The 15,591-nt window shown below is 43.5% G+C and carries 10 protein-coding genes; 9 read left to right on the forward strand and 1 reads right to left on the reverse strand.

Translation table 11 applies throughout. The features are described from left to right. Positions 1-4: 4 nt before the first annotated feature. From rplA to tuf, 9 genes are all read left to right on the forward strand, one after another. On the forward strand, positions 5-709 hold the full coding sequence (rplA, locus tag AAEU30_RS09210) for a 50S ribosomal protein L1 (RefSeq protein WP_087532502.1): 705 nt from the start codon (positions 5-7) through the stop codon (positions 707-709). 321 nt (positions 710-1,030) lie between these two features. After that, complete coding sequence (gene rplJ / locus AAEU30_RS09215) at positions 1,031-1,525, forward strand: 50S ribosomal protein L10 (RefSeq protein WP_087532501.1); 495 nt, start codon at positions 1,031-1,033, stop codon at positions 1,523-1,525. A gap of 77 nt (positions 1,526-1,602) precedes the next feature. After that, the gene (gene rplL / locus AAEU30_RS09220) at positions 1,603-1,965 is read left to right on the forward strand and encodes a 50S ribosomal protein L7/L12 (protein WP_087532500.1); all 363 of its coding nucleotides are present in this window, start codon (positions 1,603-1,605) and stop codon (positions 1,963-1,965) included. Between the two features lie 269 nt (positions 1,966-2,234). Next, positions 2,235-6,260 carry a DNA-directed RNA polymerase subunit beta gene (gene rpoB, locus AAEU30_RS09225; RefSeq protein WP_421960239.1) on the forward strand — a complete coding sequence of 1,342 codons (4,026 nt, stop codon included), beginning with the start codon at positions 2,235-2,237 and terminating at the stop codon, positions 6,258-6,260. Positions 6,261-6,363: 103 nt separating this feature from the next. Next, entirely contained in the window at positions 6,364-10,536 is a 4,173-nt protein-coding gene (rpoC, locus tag AAEU30_RS09230) for a DNA-directed RNA polymerase subunit beta' (protein ID WP_087532498.1), read from the forward strand. Positions 10,537-10,729: 193 nt separating this feature from the next. Then, the gene (gene rpsL, locus AAEU30_RS09235) at positions 10,730-11,104 is read left to right on the forward strand and encodes a 30S ribosomal protein S12 (protein ID WP_002958885.1); all 375 of its coding nucleotides are present in this window, start codon (positions 10,730-10,732) and stop codon (positions 11,102-11,104) included. Between the two features lie 97 nt (positions 11,105-11,201). Then, the gene (rpsG, locus tag AAEU30_RS09240) at positions 11,202-11,672 is read left to right on the forward strand and encodes a 30S ribosomal protein S7 (protein WP_004588211.1); all 471 of its coding nucleotides are present in this window, start codon (positions 11,202-11,204) and stop codon (positions 11,670-11,672) included. Between the two features lie 27 nt (positions 11,673-11,699). Continuing rightward, the gene (gene fusA, locus AAEU30_RS09245) at positions 11,700-13,808 is read left to right on the forward strand and encodes an elongation factor G (protein ID WP_099295629.1); all 2,109 of its coding nucleotides are present in this window, start codon (positions 11,700-11,702) and stop codon (positions 13,806-13,808) included. Between the two features lie 68 nt (positions 13,809-13,876). Then, positions 13,877-15,061 carry an elongation factor Tu gene (gene tuf, locus AAEU30_RS09250; protein WP_087532496.1) on the forward strand — a complete coding sequence of 395 codons (1,185 nt, stop codon included), beginning with the start codon at positions 13,877-13,879 and terminating at the stop codon, positions 15,059-15,061. 280 nt (positions 15,062-15,341) lie between these two features. Here the strand turns inward: tuf and AAEU30_RS09255 are convergent. After that, the coding region (locus AAEU30_RS09255; RefSeq protein ID WP_421960240.1) for a hypothetical protein at positions 15,342-15,591 on the reverse strand (250 nt) is incomplete at its 5' end.

Raw genomic sequence — 15,591 nt, forward strand, 5'->3', positions numbered from 1 at the left:
GACAATGGCTAAATTAACTAAACGTATGCGTACTATCCGCGAGAAAGTGGAAGTAACTAAAGATTACGAAATCAATGAAGCAGTTGCTCTTTTAAAAGAGTTAGCGACAGCTAAATTCGTAGAAAGTGTTGACGTTGCCGTTAACCTTGGTATCGATGCTCGTAAATCTGATCAAAACGTTCGTGGTGCAACTGTACTACCTAACGGTACTGGTCGTGACGTTCGCGTTGCAGTATTCACACAAGGCGCTAACGCAGAAGCTGCGAAAGAAGCCGGTGCTGAGCTTGTAGGTATGGAAGATCTTGCTGATCTAGTTAAGAAAGGCGAGATGAACTTTGACGTTGTTGTTGCATCACCAGACGCTATGCGTGTTGTTGGTCAACTAGGTCAAATTTTAGGCCCACGTGGTCTAATGCCAAACCCTAAAACTGGTACTGTAACACCTAACGTTGCAGAAGCAGTTAAAAATGCTAAAGCTGGTCAAGTGCGTTACCGCAATGACAAAAATGGTATCATCCACACTACTATTGGTAAGGTTGATTTCACAGCTGAGCAACTTCAAGAAAACCTTGAATCTCTTATTGTTGCGCTTAAGAAGGCTAAACCTTCTCAAGCTAAAGGTACTTACGTGAAGAAAGTAACTATCTCTACAACAATGGGCGCAGGTGTTTCTGTTGACCAAGGCACTTTAAGCACAACTGTAGCTTAATAGGTGTTTACATGGCGTGAAATTTGTACTATAATTTTGCGCCATTTTGTTGAATAATTTGATTACTCAACAAAATAAAGAATTCGGGTTGAAGTCCATAATTTCGGTGCGCCTTCGGGTAAAGCGATAAATTGGGCTTCCGTCCAAGACCGTAGGTGGTTTAGGCCTTAATTTTACCTACGTAGACGGTGTGAATCCCCAGATAGATTTTTCCTAATCTCTTCTGGCTCTCGCCGTAAAAAGCATCTCCATCACGTGTGGTGGGGAAGAGTAAAACAGGGAAACCGATAACGGTAACCCATTAAACCAGGAGTAACACCCATGGCTTTAAATCTTCAAGGCAAAAAAGCAATTGTTGCTGAAGTCAACGAAGCAGCCACTGGTGCTCTATCTGCAGTAATCGCAGATTCTCGTGGTGTAACAGTTGGTGCAATTACTGCCCTTCGTAAAGAAGCTCGTGAGAACGGTGTTTGGATGAAAGTTGTCCGTAACACTCTAGCAAAACGTGCTATCGAAGGAACAGATTTTGAGTGCCTTAACGATTCATTAGTTGGTCCAAGCTTAATCGCTTTCTCATCAGAGCACCCAGGTGCTGCTGCGCGTATCTTCTCAGATTTCGCGAAAAAGAATGAGAAATTCGAAATTAAAACGGCCGCTTTTGAAGGTAATGTAGTAGACGCAGCTATGCTTGCAACTCTACCTACATACGACGAAGCTGTTGCACGCTTAATGAGCGCTATGAAAGAAGCGTCTGCCGGCAAATTGTGTAAAACAATTGAAGCAGTACGCGTACAGAAAGAAGAGCAAGCTGCTTAATTTTAAGCTGTTTAAACTCTCTTTCGGTGTAAAATTTTTTTGGACCTTTGAGTCCGTTAATTATTAGGAAATTTGTAATGTCTGTAACTAAAGACCAAATCCTTGACGCAATTGCTGAAATGTCAGTAATGGACGTTGTTGCTCTTGTTGAAGCAATGGAAGAAAAATTCGGCGTAACTGCTGCAGCTGCTATGGTAGCAGGTCCTGCTGCTGAAGCTGCTGAAGAGAAAACTGAATTTGACGTAATCCTTACTGGCGCTGGCGCTAACAAGGTTGCGGCAATCAAAGCTGTACGTGGCGCAACTGGCCTAGGCCTTAAAGAAGCGAAAGCTCTTGTTGAAGCTGCTCCAACTCCAGTTAAAGAAGGTATCTCTAAAGAAGAAGCTGAAGCTCTTGCTAAAGATCTTTCTGAAGCTGGTGCTGAAGTTGAGGTTAAGTAATCTAGCTTTTGCTAGGTTCGCTGTCTGAGAAATCAGGCAAGGGCTGGTGATTATTTAATCACCGGCCTTTTTGCGCTATATAGCGACTATTCTTATAGCGCAAATAAAATCTGATTTTCTCTTTACTTTCAACGCTTTATAGTTTGCTAGTGTTAAAGTGGGAGTTTATCGGAACAACAATTAAATGTTGTACATCTTGGCATAGATGCCAGTTAAGTCTGTTCTTACAAGAACAGGTCGGGTCAAAGATCAGCAAGCTGAGGAACCCCATGGCTTACTCTTATTCTGAAAAGAAACGTATCCGTAAGGATTTTGGTAAACGTCCACAAGTATTGGATATACCTTTCTTACTGTCGACGCAGTTAGAATCGTTTAAAAAATTCTTAGTCCCGGACGCTGATGGCGATCATGGTTTGGAAGCAGCCTTCCAATCTGTGTTTCCAATCAAAAGCTACTCGGGAAATTCTGAGCTTCAATACGTAAGTTATCGTATTGGTGAGCCAGTTTTCGATGTAAAAGAATGTCAAATTCGCGGTGTGACTTTTTCTGCTCCACTTCGCGTAAAATTGCGTCTTGTAGTAATGGACAAAGAAGCTCCAGGCACAGTTAAAGACATTAAAGAGCAAGAAGTTTACATGGGCGAAATTCCGCTCATGACCGATACCGGTACCTTTGTAATCAATGGTACAGAGCGTGTTATCGTTTCTCAGCTACACCGTAGCCCTGGTGTATTCTTTGATAACGACCGCGGTAAAACTCACTCATCGGGTAAAGTACTATATAACGCACGTGTAATTCCTTACCGTGGTTCATGGTTAGACTTTGAGTTTGATGCAAAAGATAACTTATATGTACGTATTGACCGTCGTCGTAAATTACCGGCGTCTATCATTTTACGTGCACTTGAGTACACGACTGAAGAAATCCTTGAGATGTTCTTCGACACAACTGCGTTTGAAGTAACTGACGGTAAAGTTCTTATGGAACTTGTGCCTGCACGTTTACGTGGTGAAACCGCTGCCTTTGATATTAAAGGTGAAGACGGTGATGTGCTGGTTGAAAGTGGCCGTCGTATTACTGCGCGTCATATCAAGAGCATTGAGAAAAAAGGCATTACTCAGTTAGAAGTACCACATGAGTACATCATTGGCCGTGTTATTGCAAAGAACTACGTTGACGAGTCAACGGGTGAAATCATTGCAACTGCTAATGACGAGCTAACACTTGAAGTAATGGCTGAGCTTGTAAAAGCGGGTCACACTAAGATTGATACTTTATATATCAACGAAGTTGACAGCGGTGCATATATTTCAGATACCTTACGTATCGATTCAAGCACTAACCGTTTAGAAGCACTTGTCGAAATTTATCGCATGATGCGCCCAGGCGAGCCACCGACGAAAGACGCGGCTGAAGCCTTATTTGAGAACTTATTCTTCTCAGAAGAACGCTATGACTTATCAACTGTAGGTCGTATGAAGTTCAATAGCCGTGTTGGTTATGACACTGACACAGGCCCAGGCACATTAAGCAAAGAAGACATCGTGTCTGTTATGAAGGTATTAATTGCTATTCGTAACGGTCAAGGCGATGTTGATGATATTGACCACTTAGGCAACCGTCGTATCCGTAGTGTTGGCGAAATGGCTGAGAACCAATTCCGTGTAGGTTTAGTACGTGTTGAACGTGCTGTACGTGAGCGTTTAAGCTTAGGTGACCTTGATGCGATAATGCCACAAGATCTAATTAACGCTAAGCCTATTTCGGCAGCAGTTAAAGAGTTCTTTGGTTCATCTCAGTTATCACAGTTCATGGACCAAAATAATCCGCTATCAGAAGTAACGCACAAGCGTCGTATTTCTGCATTAGGTCCGGGCGGTCTAACACGTGAACGCGCTGGCTTTGAAGTACGTGACGTTCACGTAACTCACTATGGTCGCGTATGTCCAATCGAGACTCCTGAGGGTCCAAACATCGGTCTAATTAACTCATTGTCTACGTACGCACGTACAAATGACTATGGTTTCTTAGAAACACCTTACCGCAAAGTGGTAGACGGTGTTGTAACTGATGAAGTTGATTACTTATCAGCCATTGAAGAAGGTCAGTTTGTTATCGCGCAGGCGAACTCAAACTTAACTGAAACCAATGAGTTTGTTGATGAATTAATCCCATGTCGACACAAAGGTGAATCAACCTTTATGGGTCGCATGGACCAGCAATATATGGATGTATCACCACAACAGGTTATCTCTGTAGCGGCAGCACTTATCCCGTTCCTAGAACACGATGATGCTAACCGTGCATTGATGGGTTCAAACATGCAACGTCAAGCAGTACCAACATTGAAAGCGGATAAGCCGTTAGTAGGTACAGGTATTGAGTTAACACTAGCGAAAGATTCTGGTGTAACGATTGTTGCAAAACGTGGTGGTGAAGTAATGTATGCTGACGCAAGTCGCATCGTTGTTAATGTACATGAAGAAGAACGCATCCCTGGTGAAGCGGGTATCGACATCTACAACTTAACTAAATACACCCGTTCTAACCAAAACACATGTATTAACCAAAAACCAACTTGTATGGTTGGTGAACCGGTTACTCGTGGCGATGTATTAGCAGATGGTCCTTCGACTGACTTAGGTGACTTAGCCCTTGGTCAAAACCTTCGCGTGGCATTCATGCCATGGAACGGTTATAACTTCGAGGATTCAATCCTACTATCAGAGCGCGTAGTTGAAGAAGATCGTCTAACGACTATCCATATTCAAGAACTACAGTGTATCGCCCGTGATACTAAGTTAGGTCCTGAAGAGATCACAGCAGATATCCCGAATGTCGGCGAATCTGCACTAGGCAAGCTTGATGAATCAGGTGTTGTTTATATCGGTGCTGAAGTTAAAGGCGGCGATATCCTAGTAGGTAAAGTGACTCCGAAAGGCGAAACGCAATTAACACCAGAAGAGAAGCTACTACGTGCTATCTTCGGTGAAAAAGCGTCTGACGTTAAAGACAGCTCATTACGTGTACCAAACTCTGTAACTGGTACTGTAATCGACGTTCAAGTTTTCACCCGTGACGGTGTTGAAAAAGACAAGCGCGCGCTAGAAGTTGAAGAAATGCAACTTCGTGATGCGAAAAAAGACTTTAACGAAGAATTCCGTATTCTTGAAGCAGGCGTGTTAGACCGTGCTCGCAAGTTACTTGTGGCAGCTGGTCAAAACGAAGAACAATTAGCGACACTTAATGCTGAGAAGCTACTAACTCAAAGCCTTGCTGAAGAAGACAAGCAAGCTGAACTTGAGCAACTAGCTGCACAGTACGATGAGCTTAAAGCTGAATACGATAAGAAGTTTGAAAACAAACGTCGTAAGATCACTCAAGGTGATGACTTAGCACCAGGCGTACTTAAGATTGTTAAAGTATACCTAGCTGTTAAACGTCGTATCCAACCAGGTGATAAGATGGCGGGTCGTCACGGTAACAAAGGTGTTATCTCGACTATCGTACCAGTAGAAGATATGCCATACGATGACAAAGGTCGTACGGTAGATATCGTATTGAATCCACTAGGTGTACCATCACGTATGAACATCGGTCAGATCCTTGAAACACATATGGGTCTAGCTGCACGTGGTATCGGCGAACGTCTAGAAGAAATGATGAAAGAACAACGTGAGCTTCATGAGCTACGTGAATTCATCAAGCAAGCCTACGAGATCGGTGATTGCCGTCAAAAAGTAGACATTGCTAGCTTCTCTGATGATGAAGTTCGTCGCTTAGCTGTAAACTTAAAAGGTGGTTTACCAATCGCTACTCCTGCATTTGATGGCGCGAAAGAAGACGAAATCAAAGACATGCTTGAGTTAGGTGGCTACCCAAGAAGTGGTCAGGTTACACTTTATGATGGCCGTACTGGCGATCAGTTTGAACGTCAAGTAACTGTAGGTTACATGTACATGCTGAAACTAAATCACTTAGTTGATGACAAGATGCATGCGCGTTCAACTGGTTCTTATAGCCTTGTTACTCAACAGCCGTTGGGTGGTAAAGCACAGTTCGGTGGCCAGCGTTTCGGTGAGATGGAAGTATGGGCACTTGAAGCATACGGTGCTGCTTACACGCTACAAGAAATGCTAACAGTGAAATCGGATGACGTGAACGGTCGTACTAAGATGTATAAAAACATCGTTGATGGTAACCATAAAATGGAACCAGGTATGCCAGAATCGTTCAACGTATTGTTGAAAGAAATCCGCTCACTGGGTATCAACATCGAGTTGGAAGAAAATTAAGCCAATTAGGTGCTACAGCTAGCCTGTAGCACCTGTTACGGCCGAATAGAATGTAGGGGCGAGATTATCCGCCCTCAAGATTAACTCCGACAGGAGAGCTAAGGTGAAAGACTTACTTAAGTTTCTGAAGCAACAAAATAAGACCGAAGAATTCGATGCAATTCGCATTGGTCTTGCTTCACCAGACATGGTTCGTTCATGGTCATACGGTGAAGTAAAGAAACCTGAGACTATTAACTACCGTACTTTCAAGCCTGAGCGCGATGGCTTATTCTGTGCCCGTATTTTCGGTCCAGTGAAAGATTATGAGTGTTTATGTGGTAAATATAAACGCCTTAAACACCGTGGTGTGATCTGTGAAAAGTGTGGCGTTGAAGTAACACTGACTAAAGTGCGTCGTGACAGAATGGGTCACATCGACTTGGCAAGCCCAGTTGCGCATATTTGGTTCTTAAAATCATTACCGTCACGTATCGGCTTAATGCTTGATATGACGCTTCGTGATATTGAACGTGTTCTTTACTTCGAATCATTCGTAGTAACTGAGCCTGGTATGACAACGCTTGAGCGTGGTCAACTATTAGGTGAAGAAGAATACCTAGATGCACTTGAAGAGCATGGTGATGAATTTGAAGCGAAGATGGGTGCTGAAGCAGTATTAGACTTGCTTCGTGAACTTGATCTTGGCCAATTAATTGCTGAGATGCGTGAAGAGTTACCAACAATTAACTCTGAAACTAAGCGTAAGAAGATCACTAAACGTCTTAAATTAATGGAATCGTTCCACCAATCAGGTAACAACCCTGAGTGGATGATCATGACAGTACTTCCAGTATTGCCACCAGATCTACGTCCATTAGTACCACTAGACGGTGGTCGTTTTGCGACATCTGATCTAAATGACCTTTACCGTCGTGTTATTAACCGTAATAACCGTCTTAAGCGTCTACTAGATTTAGCAGCACCAGACATTATCGTACGCAACGAAAAACGTATGTTACAAGAAGCGGTAGATGCGCTACTTGATAACGGTCGTCGTGGTCGTGCAATTACAGGTTCTAACAAGCGTCCGCTTAAATCTCTTGCTGATATGATCAAGGGTAAGCAAGGTCGTTTCCGTCAGAACTTACTTGGTAAGCGTGTAGATTACTCAGGCCGTTCTGTAATCACGGTTGGTCCTACTCTTAAGCTTCACCAATGTGGTCTTCCTAAGAAGATGGCACTTGAGCTATTCAAACCATTCATCTATGGCAAATTAGAGCGTCGCGGCATGGCTACGACAATCAAAGCTGCTAAGAAAATGGTAGAGCGTGAAGTTCCGGAAGTATGGGATGTATTAGACGAAGTAATTCGTGAACATCCAGTATTACTTAACCGTGCACCAACACTTCACCGTTTGGGTATCCAAGCGTTTGAACCTGTGCTTATCGAAGGTAAAGCAATTCACTTGCACCCATTAGTATGTGCGGCTTACAACGCCGACTTCGATGGTGACCAAATGGCGGTACACGTACCGTTAACGATTGAAGCACAGCTAGAAGCACGTGCGCTAATGATGTCGACTAACAACATCTTATCGCCTGCTAATGGTGAGCCAATCATCGTTCCTTCACAGGACGTTGTATTAGGTCTTTACTACATGACGCGTGATCGCATTAATGCGAAAGGCGAAGGTACTGTATTTAAAGATCCAAAAGAAGCAGAAAAAGCATACCGTAGTGGCAATGCTGAACTTCACGCTCGCGTAAAAGTTCGTATTAGCCAATCAGTGAAGAACGAAAATGGTGTAGTAGAAGATACTATTACTATTATCGAGACCACTGTTGGTCGTGCAATTCTGTCTCTAATTTTACCTAAAGGTATGCCGTTTGAGTCAATCAACCAAGCATTAGGTAAAAAGCAGATTTCTAGCTTATTAAACGAGTGTTACCGTCGTCTAGGTCTAAAAGACACCGTTGTGTTTGCTGACCAAGTTATGTACACCGGTTTCCACTACGCAATGAAATCAGGTGTTTCAATTGGTATCGATGACTTAGTTATCCCACCAGTTAAAGCATCAATCATTGAAGCAGCAGAAGCTGAAGTAACTGAAATCAACCAACAATTCCAATCAGGTCTTGTAACGGCTGGTGAAAAGTACAATAAAGTTATCGATATCTGGTCACGTGTAAATGAAAACTTATCACGTGAAATGATGGCCAACTTGTCAAAAGACACGGTTATCAATGCTAAAGGTGAAGAAGAAGAGCAACCATCATTTAACTCAGTGTTTATGATGGCCGACTCAGGTGCTCGTGGTAGTGCCGCTCAGATCCGTCAGCTAGCAGGTATGCGTGGTCTAATGGCACGTCCAGATGGTTCAATCATCGAGACGCCAATCACGGCTAACTTCCGTGAAGGTCTAAACGTACTTCAGTACTTCATCTCAACGCACGGTGCGCGTAAAGGTCTTGCCGATACAGCACTGAAAACAGCGAACTCGGGTTACCTAACGCGTCGTCTAGTAGACGTTGCACAAGATTTGGTAATCAACGAAGACGATTGTGGCACAGAAGATGGCTTAACAATGAAACCGCTTATTGAAGGTGGTGACGTTGTAGAAGCACTTCGCGAACGTGTTCTTGGTCGTGTTGTTGCTGAAGATATCGTTATTCCAGGTACTAATACAGTACTTGTTGAACGTAATATCATGCTTGATGAAAAACTGTGTGACCTGTTAGAAGAGCACTCAGTTGATGAAGTTCGCGTACGCTCAGTTATCACATGTGATAACGACTTTGGTGTATGTGCTAAGTGTTATGGTCGTGACCTTGCACGTGGTCATATCATCAACGCGGGTGAATCAGTTGGTGTTATCGCGGCACAGTCAATCGGTGAGCCGGGTACACAGCTTACGATGCGTACATTCCACATCGGTGGTGCGGCATCAAGAGCATCTGCTGAAAACAATGTACAAGTTAAAACTAACGGTACATTGAAGCTTCATAACGCTAAGTATGTGTTAAACACAGACGGTAAGATTGTTATTACCTCTCGTTCTACTGAGATCACTATCATCGATAGCTATGGTCGTGAGAAAGAACGTTATAAAGTACCTTACGGTGCGGTATTAACAGTGCAAGACAATGCTGAAGTTCAAGGTAACGACATCGTTGCTACTTGGGACCCGCATAGTCACCCAATCGTTCTTGAGCATAAATCAAAAGTATCGTTTAGCGATATCGATGACTCGAATACAGAGACACAAACTGATGAATTAACCGGTTTAACTCGTATCGTTGTTAAAGATCTTGCTAAAGCGAATGCGAAAGAGCCTAAGCTTATCATCGAAAGTGAAGAGCGCGGCTTGCAAGAAACACGTCTTCCTTCATTCACTACGATTGAAGTAACAGATGGTGCGACTGCAAACCCTGGTGACGTGTTAGCACGTATCCCGCAAGAAGGTTCGAAAACTCGTGATATCACGGGTGGTCTACCACGCGTAGCCGACTTATTTGAAGCGCGTAAACCGAAAGAGCCAGCTATCTTAGCTGAGATCACAGGTACTATTAGCTTCGGTAAAGAGACTAAAGGTAAGAAGCGTTTAGTTATTACTCCACCAGAAGGCGATCATTACGAAGAAATGATTCCTAAGTGGCGTCAACTTAACGTGTTTGAAGGTGAGCAAGTGTCTAAAGGTGAAGTTATCGCCGATGGTCCTGAATCACCACATGACATCTTACGCCTACGTGGTGTGACTCATGTTGCTAACTACATCGTTAACGAAGTGCAAGAGGTTTACCGTTTGCAAGGCGTTAAGATCAATGACAAGCACATTGAAACAATTATCCGTCAGATGATCCGTAAATGTACCATCCTTGACGGCGGCCATAGTGAATTCTTAGCCGGTGAGCAAATTGAAGTGGCACGCGTTAATATCGCAAACCGCGACTTAGAAGCTCAAGGCAAGTTACCTGCTAAGTATGAAATCCAATTAATGGGTATCACTAAAGCATCACTAGCCACAGAATCTTTCATCTCGGCAGCCTCGTTCCAGGAGACAACTCGTGTCCTAACAGAAGCCGCTGTAAATGGTAAGAGCGATGAACTTCGCGGTCTGAAAGAAAACGTAATTGTGGGTCGTTTGATCCCAGCCGGTACCGGTTTTGCGTATCATCAAGATCGTATGGCACGTCGTAAGCAAAGTTTAGTTGTTGAAGAGCAAACAGTAAGTGCAGAAGAGGCGACTCAAGCACTAACAGATGCTTTAAACGCTGATTTATCTGGAAATCAATAAACTGAATCTAATCAATAGATTAGATTTTAGCAAGGCAGATATCTACTGCCTTGCTAACGGTTTATGTTGACAGGTTAATCTTTGCTCATTAAAATTCCGCCACCCATTTACCTGCGCGTTTGTAACGAGCTTGTAAAAAGGGCGGATTTTTTTATTTTTTTCAGTAGTAATTTTAATTTCAGGAGCTATTTAAATGGCAACTATTAACCAGCTAGTGCGTAAGCCACGTCGTAGCAAGGTTACTAAAAGTAACTCAGCTGCGCTTAAAGCGTGTCCGCAAAAGCGTGGTGTATGTACTCGCGTATATACAACTACACCTAAGAAACCAAACTCGGCGTTACGTAAAGTAGCTCGTGTACGTTTAACTAACGGTTTCGAAGTAACATCATACATCGGTGGTGAAGGTCATAACCTTCAAGAGCACAGTGTAATCCTAATCCGTGGTGGTCGTGTTAAAGATTTACCAGGTGTGCGTTTCCACACTGTACGTGGTGCACTTGACTGTGCAGGCGTAAGCGACCGTCGTCAAGCTCGTTCTAAATACGGTGCAAAACGCCCTAAGGGCTAATTGTATTCCGTTAGTAAGGCCAAGCACTAAATATTATTAATTATTGTTTTGGGTTATTGTCTCGAAAGAGCAAACCTGAATAAACCGGAGATACAAAATGCCTAGAAGACGCGTAATAGGTCAACGTAAAATTCTTCCAGATCCTAAGTTCGGATCGGAACTTCTTGCAAAATTCGTTAACATCGTAATGTTAGACGGCAAGAAATCTACTGCTGAAAAAATCGTTTACGGTGCGCTAGATGTGGCTGCTGAGAAATCAGGCAAATCGCACCTTGAAATCTTTGAGTCTGCACTTGATAACATCCGTCCACAGGTAGAGGTTAAATCTCGCCGTGTTGGTGGTTCAACTTATCAAGTACCAGTTGAAGTACGTCCAGTACGTCGCAACGCATTAGGTATGCGTTGGTTAGTAGACGCTGCACGTAAGCGTGGCGAAAAATCTATGGGCTTACGTTTAGCTCAAGAAATCGTTGACGCTGCTGATAACAAAGGCACTGCGGTTAAGAAACGTGAAGACGTTCACCGTATGGCTGAAGCGAATAAAGCATTCGCTCATTACCGTTGGTAATCTGCCCTTAACCTTTAAGAGGATCATATGGCACGTACAACTCCACTTGAGCGCTATCGTAATATCGGTATTGTTGCTCACGTAGATGCAGGCAAAACCACCACAACAGAACGTGTTCTGTTCTACACGGGTCTTTCTCATAAGATCGGTGAAGTACATGATGGCGCCGCAACTATGGATTGGATGGAGCAGGAACAAGAGCGTGGTATCACAATCACTTCTGCTGCAACAACGTGTTTCTGGAAAGGGATGGACGCGCAATTTGACGACCATCGTATCAATATCATTGATACTCCAGGACACGTAGATTTCACTATCGAAGTAGAACGTTCTTTACGTGTACTCGATGGTGCGGTAGTTGTTCTTTGTGCTTCATCAGGTGTACAGCCACAAACTGAGACAGTTTGGCGTCAAGCGAACAAATACGAAGTTCCGAGAATGATCTTCGTTAATAAAATGGATCGCACGGGCGCTGACTTCTTAACGGTTGTTAGCCAGGTGAAATCTCGTCTTGGAGCAACGCCTGTTCCAATTCAGCTACCTGTTGGCGCTGAAGACGACTTTAAAGGTGTAATTGACCTTATAAAAATGAAAGTGATTAACTGGAATTCTGAAGACCAGGGCATGACTTTCTCTTATGAGGCAATACCGGCAGAACTTCAAGAGCTCGCTGAAGAATGGCACTCTCACTTAGTTGAAAGTGCTGCTGAAGCCTCTGAAGAACTAATGGATAAGTATTTGGAAGGTGAAGACCTGAGCGAAGCTGAAATTAAAGCAGCTTTGCGTCAGCGTACATTAGCAAACGAAATCGTCCCAATGACTTGTGGTAGTGCATTTAAAAATAAAGGCGTTCAAGCTGTGCTTGATGGCGTTATTGAATATATGCCTGCACCAACACAAGTGAAACAAATTCAAGGTATCCTTGAAGATGGCACTGAGGAAGAACGTCCAGCTGATGACAACGCACCGTTTGCTGCACTTGCTTTTAAGATTGCAACAGACCCGTTCGTTGGTACTTTAACCTTTTTCCGTGTTTACTCTGGTACTGTTAAACAGGGTGATGCGGTTTACAACCCAGTAAAAAGTAAGCGTGAGCGCCTTGGTCGTATCGTTCAGATGCATTCAAACTCACGTGAAGAGATCAAAGAAGTCCACGCAGGCGACATCGCGGCGGCTATTGGTCTTAAAGACGTAACAACAGGTGAAACACTGTGTGATCCGAATTCTAAAATTACGCTTGAGCGTATGGAATTCCCAGAACCAGTAATCTCTGTTGCGGTTGAGCCTCGCACAATCGCTGACCAGGACAAGATGGCTATCGCACTAGGTAAACTAGCGGCTGAAGATCCATCTTTCCGTGTACAAACTGATGATGAATCAGGCCAGACTATAATTTCTGGTATGGGTGAACTTCACCTCGATATCATTGTCGACCGTATGAAACGTGAATTCAGTGTTGAATGTAACGTTGGTAAGCCGCAGGTTTCTTACCGTGAAGCTATCCGTGATACCGTTAAGGTAGAAGGAAAGTTCGTACGTCAATCAGGTGGTCGTGGTCAATATGGTCACGTCTGGCTTAAACTTGAACCGATGGATATTTCGGATGATGAAGCCCCAATTTACGAGTTCGTTAACGAAACCGTAGGTGGCTCAGTTCCTAAAGAATACATCCCTGCGGTAGACAAAGGCATCCAAGAGCAAATGGCTCAAGGTGTGCTGGCCGGCTACCCATTACTTGGCGTGAAAGCGACTTTATATGATGGTTCATTCCATGATGTTGATTCGAATGAAATGGCATTTAAAATAGCAGGTTCTTTGGCAATGAAGCAGGGCGCACTTGATGCCAACCCTGTACTTTTAGAGCCAATGATGAAGGTTGAAGTACTCACTCCTGAAGCAAACATGGGTGATGTAGTTGGCGACTTAAACCGTCGTCGCGGCATGATCGAAGGCATGGAAGAAGCACTAGGCGGACTTAAACAAGTTAACGCTTTAGTACCGCTCTCTGAAATGTTTGGTTATGCAACTGATCTGCGATCTGCAACACAAGGCCGTGCCTCATACTCTATGGAGTTTTTGAAGTACGCAGAAGCCGCAAAAAATGTTGCAGATAAAATAATTGCAGCTCGCACTTAAGTAATTTTTAGCTTGGTTTAGCTCAATAACGAGCTTAACCTTTAATTTCTTTATAGGAATTTTTTAAGATGGCAAAAGAAAAGTTTGAACGCGTAAAACCGCACGTAAACGTTGGTACAATCGGCCACGTTGACCACGGTAAAACAACCCTAACTGCAGCAATCACTAACGTACTTGCAAAAGTATACGGTGGTGTAGCTAAAGACTTCGCATCAATCGATAACGCTCCAGAAGAGCGCGAGCGTGGTATCACAATCTCAACTTCACACGTTGAGTACGATACTCCTACTCGTCACTACGCACACGTAGATTGTCCTGGACACGCCGATTATGTTAAAAACATGATCACTGGTGCTGCTCAAATGGACGGCGCTATCTTAGTAGTAGCTGCGACTGATGGCCCTATGCCACAAACTCGTGAGCACATCCTACTTTCTCGTCAGGTTGGCGTTCCTTACATCATCGTATTCATGAACAAATGTGACATGGTTGATGACGAAGAGCTACTTGAGCTAGTAGAAATGGAAGTTCGTGAACTTCTTTCTGAATATGACTTCCCAGGTGATGACTTACCACTAATTCAAGGTTCTGCACTTAAAGCACTTGAAGGCGAAAAGCAATGGGAAGACAAGATCGTTGAGCTTGCAGAAGCACTAGATTCTTACATCCCAGAGCCAGAGCGTGACATCGATAAGCCATTCATCATGCCTATCGAAGATGTTTTCTCAATCCAAGGCCGTGGTACAGTTGTAACTGGTCGTGTTGAAGCTGGTATCATCAACGTGAATGACGAAGTTGAAATCGTTGGTATCAAAGAGACTACTAAGTCTACTTGTACTGGTGTTGAGATGTTCCGTAAGCTTCTTGACGAAGGTCGTGCTGGTGAGAACATTGGTGCACTTCTACGTGGTACTAAGCGTGAAGACGTTGAACGTGGTCAAGTACTAGCTAAGCCTGGTTCAATCAACCCACACACTACATTCACTTCAGAAGTATACGTACTTTCTAAAGATGAAGGTGGTCGTCATACTCCTTTCTTCAAAGGTTACCGTCCACAGTTCTACTTCCGTACAACTGACGTAACTGGTGACGTACAGTTACCAGATGGCGTAGAAATGGTAATGCCTGGTGATAACGTTAAGATGACTGTAACTCTAATCGCGCCAATCGCGATGGATGAAGGTCTTCGTTTCGCTATCCGTGAAGGTGGCCGTACTGTAGGTGCTGGTGTTGTAGCAACTATCGTTGAGTAATAGTTAGCTTAGCTAATTAATACTAAAAAAACCCGAGCTTTGTCTCGGGTTTTTTAATGTGTGCGATTTATGTCATGTGAAGGTGGCGTTCTTACCTTAGGCGTAGGTGCTTTGTAGCAACTATCGTAGAGTAATAGTTAGCCTAGCTAATTAATACTAAAAAAAACCGAGCTTTGTCTCGGGTTTTTTAATGTCTGCGATTTGAGCTGTCAGCTTTAAGCCGTCAGCCGTCAGGAAAGACAAGATTCTCTTGACACGTAGGTTAATATGAACAAAATTTCTAGCTGATAGCTGATAGCTGATAGCTGATAGCTGATAGCTGATAGCTGATAGCTGATAGCTGATAGCTGATAGCTGATAGCTGATAGCTGATAGCTGATAGCTGATAGCTGATAGCTGATAGCTGATAGCTGATAGCTGATAGCTGATAGCTGATAGCTGATAGCTGATAGCTGATAGCTGATAGCTGATAGCTGATAGCTGATAGCTGATAGCTGATAGCTGATAGCTGATAGCTGATAGCTGATAGC

Source organism: Pseudoalteromonas mucoides (assembly GCF_049257175.1).
In the GTDB taxonomy this organism is placed as follows: domain Bacteria; phylum Pseudomonadota; class Gammaproteobacteria; order Enterobacterales; family Alteromonadaceae; genus Pseudoalteromonas.

What these genes read in the sequence shown, in the direction of transcription:
- rplA (WP_087532502.1), top strand. Translation starts at nt 5, where the DNA reads ATGGCTAAATTAACTAAACGTATGCGTACTATCCGCGAGAAAGTGGAA.
- rplJ (WP_087532501.1), top strand. Translation starts at nt 1,031, where the DNA reads ATGGCTTTAAATCTTCAAGGCAAAAAAGCAATTGTTGCTGAAGTCAAC.
- rplL (WP_087532500.1), top strand. Translation starts at nt 1,603, where the DNA reads ATGTCTGTAACTAAAGACCAAATCCTTGACGCAATTGCTGAAATGTCA.
- rpoB (WP_421960239.1), top strand. Translation starts at nt 2,235, where the DNA reads ATGGCTTACTCTTATTCTGAAAAGAAACGTATCCGTAAGGATTTTGGT.
- rpsL (WP_002958885.1), top strand. Translation starts at nt 10,730, where the DNA reads ATGGCAACTATTAACCAGCTAGTGCGTAAGCCACGTCGTAGCAAGGTT.
- rpsG (WP_004588211.1), top strand. Translation starts at nt 11,202, where the DNA reads ATGCCTAGAAGACGCGTAATAGGTCAACGTAAAATTCTTCCAGATCCT.
- fusA (WP_099295629.1), top strand. Translation starts at nt 11,700, where the DNA reads ATGGCACGTACAACTCCACTTGAGCGCTATCGTAATATCGGTATTGTT.
- tuf (WP_087532496.1), top strand. Translation starts at nt 13,877, where the DNA reads ATGGCAAAAGAAAAGTTTGAACGCGTAAAACCGCACGTAAACGTTGGT.